The sequence below is a fragment of the bacterium endosymbiont of Pedicinus badii genome (genome assembly GCF_002075085.1).
Taxonomy (GTDB): domain Bacteria; phylum Pseudomonadota; class Gammaproteobacteria; order Enterobacterales; family Enterobacteriaceae; genus PRUG.
Genome location: NZ_LKAS01000002.1, coordinates 251,571 through 263,589, shown reverse-complemented (window position 1 = coordinate 263,589; position 12,019 = coordinate 251,571). Strand labels below are relative to the sequence as shown.

9 protein-coding genes and 1 pseudogene are annotated in these 12,019 nt (G+C 23.9%); all 10 read right to left on the bottom strand.

Annotation, left to right across the window (positions count from 1 at the left end; translation table 11 throughout):
* Window positions 1-176: 176 nt before the first annotated feature.
* A pseudogene (ftsZ, locus tag AOQ89_RS02775) lies at window positions 177-1,133 on the bottom strand (cell division protein FtsZ); the annotation flags it as partial.
* Window positions 1,134-1,187: 54 nt separating this feature from the next.
* On the bottom strand, window positions 1,188-2,444 hold the full coding sequence (gene ftsA / locus AOQ89_RS02770; RefSeq protein ID WP_080873263.1) for a cell division protein FtsA: 1,257 nt from the start codon (window positions 2,442-2,444) through the stop codon (window positions 1,188-1,190).
* Window positions 2,445-2,474: 30 nt separating this feature from the next.
* Window positions 2,475-3,173 carry a cell division protein FtsQ/DivIB gene (locus AOQ89_RS02765; RefSeq protein WP_080873262.1) on the bottom strand — a complete coding sequence of 233 codons (699 nt, stop codon included), beginning with the start codon at window positions 3,171-3,173 and terminating at the stop codon, window positions 2,475-2,477.
* The gene (gene murC, locus AOQ89_RS02760) at window positions 3,173-4,612 is read right to left on the bottom strand and encodes a UDP-N-acetylmuramate--L-alanine ligase (protein ID WP_080873261.1); all 1,440 of its coding nucleotides are present in this window, start codon (window positions 4,610-4,612) and stop codon (window positions 3,173-3,175) included. The genes AOQ89_RS02765 and murC overlap by 1 nt, the downstream gene beginning before the upstream one ends.
* A complete protein-coding gene (gene murG, locus AOQ89_RS02755; protein WP_080873259.1) occupies window positions 4,599-5,672 on the bottom strand; it encodes an undecaprenyldiphospho-muramoylpentapeptide beta-N-acetylglucosaminyltransferase in 1,074 nt (357 codons plus the stop codon). Before murG ends, murC begins: the two co-directional genes overlap by 14 nt.
* Window positions 5,659-6,801 (bottom strand): cell division protein FtsW, encoded by a 1,143-nt coding sequence (gene ftsW / locus AOQ89_RS02750; protein ID WP_080873257.1) that lies wholly within the window; start codon window positions 6,799-6,801, stop codon window positions 5,659-5,661. The genes murG and ftsW overlap by 14 nt, the downstream gene beginning before the upstream one ends.
* Window positions 6,791-8,140, bottom strand: a complete 1,350-nt coding sequence (gene murD / locus AOQ89_RS02745; protein ID WP_080873255.1) for a UDP-N-acetylmuramoyl-L-alanine--D-glutamate ligase — start codon at window positions 8,138-8,140, stop codon at window positions 6,791-6,793. Before murD ends, ftsW begins: the two co-directional genes overlap by 11 nt.
* Window positions 8,130-9,173 carry a phospho-N-acetylmuramoyl-pentapeptide-transferase gene (mraY, locus tag AOQ89_RS02740; protein WP_080873253.1) on the bottom strand — a complete coding sequence of 348 codons (1,044 nt, stop codon included), beginning with the start codon at window positions 9,171-9,173 and terminating at the stop codon, window positions 8,130-8,132. Before mraY ends, murD begins: the two co-directional genes overlap by 11 nt.
* Window positions 9,166-10,533: a UDP-N-acetylmuramoyl-tripeptide--D-alanyl-D-alanine ligase gene (locus AOQ89_RS02735; RefSeq protein WP_080873250.1), complete on the bottom strand. Its 1,368-nt coding sequence runs from the start codon at window positions 10,531-10,533 to the stop codon at window positions 9,166-9,168. The genes mraY and AOQ89_RS02735 overlap by 8 nt, the downstream gene beginning before the upstream one ends.
* Complete coding sequence (locus tag AOQ89_RS02730; RefSeq protein ID WP_080873247.1) at window positions 10,520-12,019, bottom strand: UDP-N-acetylmuramoyl-L-alanyl-D-glutamate--2,6-diaminopimelate ligase; 1,500 nt, start codon at window positions 12,017-12,019, stop codon at window positions 10,520-10,522. Before AOQ89_RS02730 ends, AOQ89_RS02735 begins: the two co-directional genes overlap by 14 nt.

Sequence of the window (12,019 nt, the reverse complement as noted above, 5' to 3'; positions counted from 1 at the left end):
ATTAAGAATCACTTTCTTAAAAATGTTGGAATTTCAAATTTTTTTCTTAAATCTTTTCTACTTTCTTTATTTTTTTTAGAAATATTTTTTTCTACTTTACTTTTTTTAGCTTCTTCCTTTAAAAATATATTTTTTTTTTCATCTTTTTCTAAATAAGAAGAATTTTCTTGAGTATTTTTATTATTTCCAATTCCTGTTGCAACTACAGTTACTCTCAGATTAGAATTCATTTCTGGATCTAGAGAAGTACCTATTACAACCGTAGCATTATCAGAAGAAAATGATCTTATTGTATTTCCAACTGTTTCAAATTCATCTAACCGCAAATCAAAACCAGCAGTAATATTAACTAATACTCCTTTTGCTCCTGAAAGATCTATATCTTCTAATAAGGGGCTAGAAATAGCTGTTTCAGCTGCTTCTTCAGCTCTATCTTCTCCACATGATATTCCAGATCCCATCATAGCATATCCCATTTCTGACATTACTGTTCTAACATCAGCAAAATCCACATTCATTAGTCCAGGCTTTGTAATTAACTCAGAAATTCCTTGTACAGCACCTTTTAAAACATCATTAGCTGCTCCAAAAGCATCTAAAAGAGAAATTCCTTTTCCAAGAACTTTTAGAAGTTTATCATTTGGTATAATAATTAAAGAATCTACGTATTTAGATAATTCAGAAATACCTTGTTCTGCATACTGCATTCTTTTTTTTCCTTCAAAACTAAAAGGTTTTGTAACAACTGCTACTGTTAAAATACTTAATTCTTTTGCTATTTCTGCTATTACTGGAGCAGCTCCAGTTCCTGTTCCTCCTCCCATACCTGCAGCTATAAATATCATATCTGCTCCTTCTATAGCAGATTTTAAAGTATCTCTGTCTTCTTCTGCTGAGTTTTTTCCAATTTCTGGGTTTGCTCCTGCTCCTAATCCTTTCGTAATTCCATTACCTATTTGTATAGTTTGACTAATAGAAGTTTTTTTTAAAGCTTGTGAATCAGTATTCACAGCAAAAAAGTCTACTCCTTCTATCTTTTCTTTTATCATATGCTCCACCGCATTTCCACCTCCTCCTCCAATGCCAATAACTTTAATAATTGCATCATTAGTCAATTCTACTAATTCAAACATATTTATTTCACCATATTATACTAATTTTTTAATTTCCTAAAAATATAAAATATTTTAGAATTCTTTTTTTATCCATCTTTTAAAAGATAGAAATAATCTAGAAAAGATATTTCTTCTTCTTTTTTTTTCTTTTTTTAATCCTACTTCTTGTTCAAAATTAAGTATTCCGAGAACTGTAGAAAAAGAAGGATCTTTGACTTCTTTAAAACTATCAGTAGTATTATTAGGATATCCAATTCTAACTTGCATATGAAAAACTTTCTGTGCACAAGATAGCAAATCTTTCATTTTTGCTCCTCCACCGGTCAATACTATACCTGAAGAGAGCTGGTTTTTTATACCTTTTTTTTTTAGTTTTTCTTGTATTTGAATAATTTCTATATTCACTAATTGCAAAAGCTCCGCATACCTAGGTTCAATTACTTGAACTAAATTTTTTTTTTGTATAATTTTTTCAGGTCTTCCATCCATTTTAGGTATTTCTACTACCTCTTCTTGTTCTTTATTATTTTTTAAAAATGCGGATCCGTATCGAATTTTTAAAAATTCTGCTTCATTTGTTGAAATTCCAAATGCATAAGATATATCATTTGTAACAATTTCTCCTCCATACGGTATTGATTTTACATATCTTAGAGAAGAATCAGTAAATATAGAAAAATCCATAGTTCCTGAACCAATATCTATTACACAAGAACCTAATTCTTTCTCTTCTTCTGTTAAAACTGAAAAACTAGTAGATAATCCAGAAAATACCAATTTATCTACTTTTATTCCGCACTTTTCTACTGCTTTAATAACATTTTTTATAGCATCTTTTCTGCAAGATATTAGATGCACATAAGATTTCATTCGTATTCCTGATAAACCAATTGGGTTTTTTATACCTTTTTGAGAATCTATAGAATACTCTTGGGGGATTACATGAATTATTTGGTACTCATCTTTAATTTTAACTGATTGTGCTGTATACAAAACATTGTATATGTCTTGTTCAGTAACTTCTTCTTTTGTTATTGGAACTATTCCTATTTCATTTTTACAACAAATATGTCTACTAGAAAATGCTAAATAAACGGAAGTAACATGACAATTAGCCATCATTTCTGCCTGATCAACAGCATTATGTACACATTTTACTACAGATTCTAAATCATTAATTCTCCCTTTATCAATTCCTTTTGAAGGATAAATTCCGAAACCTACTACATTAATTAACCCATCCGGAAATCTTTCTCCTATTACAGCAATTACTTTAGTAGTTCCTATTTCTAAACCAACAAGTAATTTTTTTTCTATTTCTTTAGACATTTTTATAACCTAAAAGTACTTTTATAAATTTTATTCAAATTTTACTGCTAATCCATTTTTGTATCTTAAATCTATATATTTAATATTTTTTCTATTTTTTTGAGAATATTTTAAAATAACAGGAAACGCAATAACTAAACGATGTATTCTATCTATATGGTTTATTTTTCCTATTTTGATAATCAAATTTTCTTTTGTTTTTAAAATATAAGAATTTTCTATATTTACTATAATGGTATTAATAGATAGATTTATAGATTTGATAGTATTTTCAAAAGAAAAAAAGTTTTTTAGAATTTCTCTTTCTTTTCCAAAAGGTCCAAAAATTTTTGGAATTTGGTTCAAATATTGATTCGGCATTTGAAATAAATTTCCATCTTTATCAATACAAAAAGTATTATTCCAAAGTGCAATAGGAATATACTCTACTATACGAATTTTAATAGTTTTTGGCCATTCTTTTTGAATTTGTATATTTTTTATCCAAGAAATTTTTTTTACTTCTTTTAATAAAGAAGAAAAATTTTCTTGTAAAAAATTATTTTTCATTTCTAATGAAGAAAGTATACTAGTAATGAGATTTGTTTTAGTATATAAAAATTGCTCATTCGTAATAAAGTGAAAAGTATTTAAAGAATTGTTGTATCTTATAATTTTTATCAGGCAGAAAGATACTAAAAATAGATATACACAAAAAATGCAAAATAAAAGAGTATTTCTTAAAATCATTAAATTTTAGAACTTTTATTTTTACTACTTTTTAAAAAAAATTTTTTTTTGATTATTTTTTTTATTATTTCACTTACATCTCCTGCACCTTGTATAAGTATTATATCTTTATCGAGTAAAATAATACGTAAAATTTTTTCTATTTTTCTATTTTTATTTACAAAAATTACTTCTTTTTTTATTTTTCTTATTTTTTTATAAAAAAAATAGCCGCTATAATTTTCAATTTTTTTCTCCCAAGCAGAAAAAGTGTTTAATATTATTAAATAGTCTACTTCTAATAAAGTGTTTAAAAATTGAAAGTATAAATTTTTCATTCTAGTATATCTATGAGGTTGAAAAATCATTACTATTCTTCTTTTTGGCCAACCATTTTTAATGGTATCTATAGTGTATTTTATTTCATTCGGATGATGTCCGTAGTCGTCTATTATCATAATTTTTTTTATTGTAGAAGAATAATTTTTAAAATCATATATTCCTAAAATTTCAAACCTTCTATATACTCCAACAAACTTTTTTATAGATTTTTGTATTTTTTTTTCAGAAATATTGTTTATTTTGGCAACTATAAAAGATGCTGTGGCATTTAAAGCATTGTGTTTTCCAGGAATACTGAGATGAATTTTAGAAAATTTTTTATTTTTTTCTACAATAAAAAAATTACAAAAATTTTCTTTTTGTTGGTATTTGATAATTCTAAAATCTGCTTTTTCTACGAAACCATAAGTTATAACTTTTTTTTTTATCATAGGTTTCATCCTAAAAAGTATAGGATTATCTATACAGATTATAGCATATCCGTAATCCGAATTTTTATTTAAAAAATTTAAAAATGAAAGTTCTAATTTTTTTAAACTTCCATAACTATTAATATGTTCATTTTCTATATTTGTTACAACAATAATTTTTGCAGAAAATAGATGCAAACAATTATCACTTTCATCTATTTCAGAAATAAAGTAGTCTTTTTTTCCTATATTGATTTTTTTATTAGAATACTTTTCTTTTTCTACACAAAAAAAAGTAGGTTGTAAACCAGAAAATTGATAAATTTTTATAATCATAGAAACAGTAGTAGTTTTCCCATGAGTTCCAGAGACTAAAATACTACAATTGGATTTTATAATTTTAGAAAGAATTTCTGATCTTGAAAAAATCGGTATATTTTTAATTTTAGCAAATAAAAATTCTGGATTTTTTTTAGATATTGCATTAGAAAAAATTATACAATCTGATTTTTGTACGTTGTATTTTTCATGCTTGTAGTATATTTTAATCCCTAATTTTTCTAATCTTTTTGTATTTTTACTTTTTAAAATGTCTGAACCAGTTACTGTGCATCCATTTTTTAAGAAAAATTCTGCAATACAACTCATGCTGGATCCACCAATTCCAATAAAGTGAACTATTTTTCTTTTCATTCTATCTATCTGCATATTTTTGAATTTCTTTTAGTAAATTTTTTAAAAAATTTTTAATAAACATTTTTTTTGCAATTTCAGACATAGATAGAATTTTATTTCTATCTAAAGAAAGTATTGTATTTATAATATCTTTTTCTGCTCTATATTTATCAGTAATAATTTTTGCAGCTCCTTTATCTGAAAGATATTTAGCATTCCAATACTGATGTTGATTTTTATGAGAAAAAGGAATGAAAATAGCAGCTATCCCTATACAAGCAATTTCACTTACTGTAATACCACCAGAACGACAGATTACTAAATCTGCCCATTTATAGGCTATTTTAATATTTTTAATAAATTTTGAAATTTTGTAATTTTTTATTTGAAATAAAGAATACTGATTCTTCATTTCTTGAAAATTTTTATAGCCTACTTGATGCCAAATATCTATTTTTTTATTTAGTTTTCTTGCAACCTTTATAAAAATTTCATTTACTTCTTTTGATCCTTGACTCCCTCCTAAAACTAAAATTTTTAACCTTCCATTTCTATGAAAATATTTTTTTTTAGGATTTACAAAATTTAGTAAATTTTTTCTAATTGGATTTCCTATAAATTTATATTTTTTATTACAGTATGTATGATTTGGAAAACCAAAAAAAACTTTTTTTGCAAAATAAGAAAGAAAAAAATTAGCTCTACCAATAACTATATTTTGTTCTTGTAAAAAAATTGGAATATTTTGTATGAATGCCGAAAATACACCTGGAACAGATATATAATTTCCCATTCCTATTACTATTTTTGGTTTTATTTTTTTTACTAAGAAAAAACAACTAAAAAAAGATGCAATAAAATAACATATAGACTTTACTTTATTAATAAAATTCTTTTGATTAATTTTTAAAATCCTAAAAAAAAAGTATTTTATATTCTGTTTTGGAATTATTATAGACTCTATTCCAGAATCACTTCCTAACCAAACTACTTCCCACCCTTTAGAATTCAGGTACTTTGCTATTGTGATTCCAGGAAAAATATGACCTCCGCTTCCTCCTGCAACAATGAGAATTTTTTTATTTTTTTTCATTTTTTTCTACTAAAAATACTTGCGTTTGCTTCAAATTGTTTTCAAAATCTATTCTTAATAATAGCATAATATGTAGAGAGAAAATCACTAAACTGGACCCCCCATAACTAATAAATGGAAGAGTCAATCCTTTTGTTGGTAAAAATCCTATTACTACTCCAATATTAATTATTGATTGATAGGCTAAACAAATTCCTATGGAAAAAGCTAAAAATCCAGAAAATTTTCTTCGTATCTGTACAGATTTTTTTCCTATAGAGAGAGACTTAATAAAAATGAAAAATATTATAAAAACTACTAAAGAACTTCCTATATATCCCAATTCCTCTGCTATTACTGCTAAAATGAAATCAGTATGAGATTCTGGAAGATATTCTAATTTTTGTATTGAATTACCTAGTCCTTGTCCAAAAAATGATCCTCTTCCAAATGCCATTAGAGATTGCGTCAATTGGTACCCATCTCCAAACGGATCATTCCAAGGATTTAAAAAAGAAGATATTCTTTTTATTCTATAAGGTTTAAGAAAAACTAAACAAATTAGGATCAGTAATCCTAAAATGATAGTAAAAAAAAATTGTCGTAGATTCACACCAGCCAAGAAAACTACTGATAGTACAGTTAAGAATAGTATTATTACTGTTCCGAAATCTGGTTGTGCTAGTAGAAGAATGGAAATAATCATAATAACTAATATAGGCTTAAAAAAATCCCAGAAATTTTTTTTGATTTCTTTTGATTTTTTTTTTAAATAGTTAGATATATATACTAACAATGTCAATTTTAGAATTTCTGCTGGTTGTATTTTAATAATTCCAAAAGATATCCATCTAATAGATCCTCTTATAGAACTACCTTTTAGAAGTACAATCACAAGCATTATTATTGTTAGTATAAAGAGAGAATTTCCGTATTTCTCCCAAAATCTTATTTCTGTAGAAAGAACTAAGATTGATAGAACTAAAATAAGTACTAAATGAACTAGACTTTTTTTAAAAAAATAGAATGGATCGTTTAGTAGCTTTTCTCCTATTGAAATTGAAGCAGAAAATACCATAATAAATCCAAATAGTATTATTCCTAAAAATAAAAATAGTAGACATCTATCGTAGAATTGATTATTTTTCATTTTTAATAAATTTAAACTTTTTATGTTTGTACTTTTCTACTAAATAAACAAATTTTTTTCCTCTTTCCTGAAAATTTTTAAATTGATCTAGACTAGAGCATGCTGGTGATAAAAGTACTATATCTCCTTTTTTAATAATTTTATGAATTCTTTTCATTGCTTTACTTATGTTATGAAAATAATACGAATTATTAGGAAAAAAATTACTTATTTTTTTTCCATCTACTCCAAAACAATATAAATAGCAATTTCTATTTTTTAAAAATTCTGATAAACAAGAAAAATCAGCGTTTTTAGAAATTCCTCCTACTAGGATATGCAAAAAACCAGTACTTTTTATAGATTCTACCGCAGCAATTAAACTACCTATATTAGTAGATTTAGAATCATTTATATACTTTATTCCATTATTACTATTAAGTATTTGCATTCTATGTTCTAATCCCAAAAAATTTTTTATAATCGGTAAACTAAAATTATGCGGTATACCAATTAAATCAGAAAAAGCTATCACTGATAGAAAATTAATATAATTGCATATTCCAAAAATTTTAGTTTCTGAACAATTAAGTAAAAATTTTCTTTTTTTAGTAATCCATAAGTCATTTTCTTTTTTTTTTAAACAATAATCTCCTTTGTATTTTCCAAAAGTAATACACTCTTTTTTTTTTCTGTTTTTTGGAAATAAACAAGGAAAATCTAAATTGACAATACAAAATTGAGAATTTTGATATATTCTCATTTTTTTTTCTTTGTATTCTTCCATTTTTTTATGTCTATCTATATGATCTTGCGTTATGTTTAAAACTGTAGAAGCAAAAGAATTTAAATTGTAAGTATTTTCTAATTGAAAACTAGAAATCTCTAAAATATAAAAATCATTTTTTTTGGAAAGTATATTCATAGCTGGTATTCCAATATTTCCTCCTAATTTAGCCTTATATCCGTAAGAAGATATTATTTTGTGCAATAATGTAGCAACTGTGCTTTTACCATTAGATCCAGTGATTGCTAATATAGGAGATTTTGCTTCTCTACAAAATAGTTCTATGTCACTAATAATTATTGTTCCTTTTTTTTTTGCTTCATTAAAAATTGGGTATTTTTTATAAGATATTCCTGGACTCATAATAATTAGTGTAGATTTTAAAATCCAACTTTTTTTTATAGATCCGAAATGACATTTTATAAAATTAGGAATATATTTTTGTAGCGAAAAAATTTTCGTATCTATAACTTTAGGAAAGATTTTTTTTTTTAAAAAAAAATTTAAGCAAGAAATTCCTGTAATTCCTAGTCCGAAAATCAAAATTTTTTCTTTTTTATAATTATATTTCATTATAATTTTTTATAAGTGCAGCAAAAAAAGCAATAAAAAAACCAATAATAGAAAGTATCCAAAATCTTGTGACAATTTTGGATTCATGATAGAAACTTAATTCATAATGATGATGTATAGGAGACATTTTAAAAATTCTTTTTTTTACAGTCTTAAAAAAAAATACTTGTAGAATTACAGAAATAGTTTCTATTACAAAAACTATTCCCATAATAAAAAAAAACATTTCTTGTTTAAAAAAGATTGATAAAACACCTATTAAAGAACCCAACGATAAAGAACCAGTATCACCCATAAAAATACTTGCAGGAAAAGAATTAAACCATAAAAATGCTAAACCAGAACCAATAACTATAAAACATATAAAAGAAATATCTCTTAAATTTTGTGATTTATAGGAAAAAAAATTTTCATTTTCAAAAAGTATAGAAATTACTACAAAACCTAAGCATGTAAGAATTATTGGAAATATAGCTAAACCATCTAATCCATCCGTTAAATTTACTGCATTACTACTTCCTATAATTATAAGATAGCATAAAGAAAGGTACAAAAATTTTGGTACTACTATCTCTTTATAAAAAGGAAAAAAAATGGAATATTTTTCTACTTCTAAAGTACTGAATAAAAAAATGAATACTGCAGTTACTATAGATTGTAAAATATATTTAGTAGTACAAGATATTCCTTTTTTATGATGCATAATTTTATAGAAATCATCTACCAAACCTATTAATCCGTATCCTAAAAAAATAAAAAATATCAAAAAAATTTTAAAATAAATTTTTTTTACTATAAAAATAAAATTAATTAAAACAGAAATTATAATAACAATACCACCAATTGCAAAAATATCTTTTTTTTTTTTATGATTTATAAGTTTTTTATCTTTAACTACTACGGAAAAATATAAATTTTTACAATATTTTAAAAAAAAATAGAATAACAAGTACGAAAAAGAAAAAGAAAAAAAAATACAACATATGCATTTAATAAAAAATATATTTTTTTCTAAAATAATAAGTCTATTCATTTTGAATCCAATTTTTTAAAAATTCTACAATTTTTTCCATCTTCATTTTTCTAGATCCTTTAATTAAAATCACAAAATTTGAAAAATTTTTTAATTTTATTAGCAAATTTTTTAATAATTCTTCTCTTTTTGTAAAATGCATTCCATTTTTGTGCCACATACTTACTAAATTGGATAGTTTTCCTAAAGTAAAAACTAAATTTATATTTTTTTTAAGTAGATACATTCCAATTTTTTTATGTAAAATGTATTTGTATTCTCCCAATTCTTTCATATCTCCAAAAATAAAGATTTTTTTTCTGGAAAATCTATTTAAAACATCTAAAGATGATATTACAGATTCAAAATTTGCATTATAAGTATCATCTAAAATTAAAAATTTTTTTTTTAAGAAAATAGGAAACAATCTATTAGGAACTGGTTTTAAATACCTTAAATAAAAAATAATTTTTTGCATTTTTACATCGCATAAATAACAAATTGCTACTGCCGCCAAAACATTAGAAACACTATGTAGTCCTCCAATAATGGGAATGAAAACAGTATACTTTTTATTTTTTACATAGAGAACAAAATTTATGCTAAATTGTGAAATTTTTATTTTTTTAGCAAAAAAATCTGACTTTTTTTTTATAGAAAACATAAAAACTTTTTTATTTTTTAGATATTTTTTCCATTTTTGTAAATTTGCACTATCTGCATTTAGTACTACTTTAGTATCTTTAGATAAATTTTTTAAAATTTCAGATTTCGCTTTTGCAACTCCAGAAATATTCTTAAATCCTAAAATGTGAGAATGGTGTATATTATTTATTACTACAATATTTGGAGAAATAAATTTTCTAATTTCTAAAATTTCTTTAAAGTGATTAGCACCAATTTCTAAAATAATTATTTTGTGATTTTTTTTAATTCTTAATACACTTAAAAAAATTCCTATTTTATTATTAAAATTTTTTTTTGTAGCGATAGATTTTTTTTCATTTTTTAGTATGAAATTAGAAATTTCTTTTACAGAAGTTTTTCCAGAAGATCCAGTGATCGCTATAATTTTGATACCTGTTTTATGAAGAATTTTTTTTGTAATTCTGCAAATAGCATTTTTTGTACTAGAAACCAGTATATAGGGTATACTGAATTTTATTATTTTCTCTGATATGATTGCTTTTGCTCCCATATATATAGCTTCTTTAATGTAATCGTGTCCGTCTTTTTTTTCCCCTTTTACAGCAATAAATAAAAAATTTCTATTTTTTTTAATATTTTTTGAATTAATAGATATTTCTTCTATTAGAGTATTTTTTCCAAATAATTCTCCATCTACAGTATAAGAAATTTCTTCCAAACTAAATTTGATCATTTTTTTTTAAAAGATTTTCTACTATTTTTTTATCTGAAAAATAAATTTTTTTATTCTTGATTATTTGAAATTTTTCATTTCCCTTTCCAGAAACAACAATTAAATCATTTTTTTCTGCTTTAAAAAAAGCGAATTCAATTGCCTTTTTTCTTTTGAAAAAAAAATAGATATTTTTCAAATTTCTAAATCCTTTGATAATATCAAAAAATATACTACTAATTCTTTCATTTCTAGGATTATCACTTGTAACAATAACAAAATTAGAGTACTTTTCTGCTATTTTTGCCATCTTAGGTCTTTTTTGTTTATCTCTATTACCTCCACAGCCAAAAATACACCACACATTTTTATTACAATTATTTCTTGCAAATAAAAGTAAATTTTTTAAAGATTTCGGATTATGAGCGTAATCTATCAAAAAACTAGGAAAGTTTTTGTTATCAATCTTTTCCATTCTTCCAGGAACAGGTAATAGGTATTTAGAAAAATGTACCAATTTTTTAAAAGAATATCCTAATTTCACTAAAGTAGCAAAAGATAATAGCAAATTTGTAAAATTAAAACTCCCTAAGAAATTGCATTTTAAAATACCTTTCCCAAAATAAGAGGAAAAAAAAATTTTTGTGTACTTACTAGATTTTTTACTAGAATCTAAAGTGATCCAATATTTGTATTTTTTGCAAAGAAAAAATTTTTTTTTCGAAACGACCACAGGATTTTTAACCATTTTTGCTATTTCTATTCCAGAAGATTCATCTATACTTATAATTTTGTTTTTTGAAAATATTTTTCTAAAAAGAAAAAATTTAGAATCTTTATAATTTTGAAAATTTTTATGAAAATCAAAATGATCATGAGAAATATTAGAAAGTATTACTGCATCGAATTTAATTGCAGATACTCTATATTGTTGTAAAGAATGGGAAGATACTTCAATAGATACAAATTTAACTTTTTTTTTTTTCATTCTGTACAAAAATTTTTGCATATTTATAGCAGATTCAGTAGTATTTTTTGTAGGAAATATTTTTTTTTGCACTATTCCTTTACCTAAAGTTCCAAAAAAAGCGCTTTTTATACCAAGTAGATTGACCCATTTTGCGAGCATATTTGATATAGTTGTTTTTCCATTCGTTCCAGTAATTCCAACTATTTTGATATTTTTTTTAGGAAAATCGTAAAATATTTCAGAAATTTTAGAAATTTTTTTTTTTAATTTACTAATATATATAAAATAAATTTTATTAATTGTTATAATATGAGGTACATCTATACAATTTGAATCTATCGCTATGGCTATAGAACCATTACTTATAGCTTCTTGAATGTAATTTCTTCCATCCAAATTACTTCCTTTGATTGCAAAAAAAAGAGAATTTTTTCCTTTCTTTTTGCTATCTAAAGAAAGATTTTCTACTGTACAACTAGGGATTTTATTTCTTTTAATCCAAATAGAAAATAACTCTTTTAAATTTTTTTGAATCAT

Coding starts and splice junctions, on each gene's coding strand:
- AOQ89_RS02730 (WP_080873247.1), bottom strand. CDS start 12,019: ATGATTCAAAAAAATTTAAAAGAGTTATTTTCTATTTGGATTAAAAGA.
- AOQ89_RS02765 (WP_080873262.1), bottom strand. CDS start 3,173: ATGATTTTAAGAAATACTCTTTTATTTTGCATTTTTTGTGTATATCTA.
- AOQ89_RS02735 (WP_080873250.1), bottom strand. CDS start 10,533: ATGATCAAATTTAGTTTGGAAGAAATTTCTTATACTGTAGATGGAGAA.
- murC (WP_080873261.1), bottom strand. CDS start 4,612: ATGCAGATAGATAGAATGAAAAGAAAAATAGTTCACTTTATTGGAATT.
- mraY (WP_080873253.1), bottom strand. CDS start 9,173: ATGAATAGACTTATTATTTTAGAAAAAAATATATTTTTTATTAAATGC.
- ftsW (WP_080873257.1), bottom strand. CDS start 6,801: ATGAAAAATAATCAATTCTACGATAGATGTCTACTATTTTTATTTTTA.
- murG (WP_080873259.1), bottom strand. CDS start 5,672: ATGAAAAAAAATAAAAAAATTCTCATTGTTGCAGGAGGAAGCGGAGGT.
- murD (WP_080873255.1), bottom strand. CDS start 8,140: ATGAAATATAATTATAAAAAAGAAAAAATTTTGATTTTCGGACTAGGA.
- ftsA (WP_080873263.1), bottom strand. CDS start 2,444: ATGTCTAAAGAAATAGAAAAAAAATTACTTGTTGGTTTAGAAATAGGA.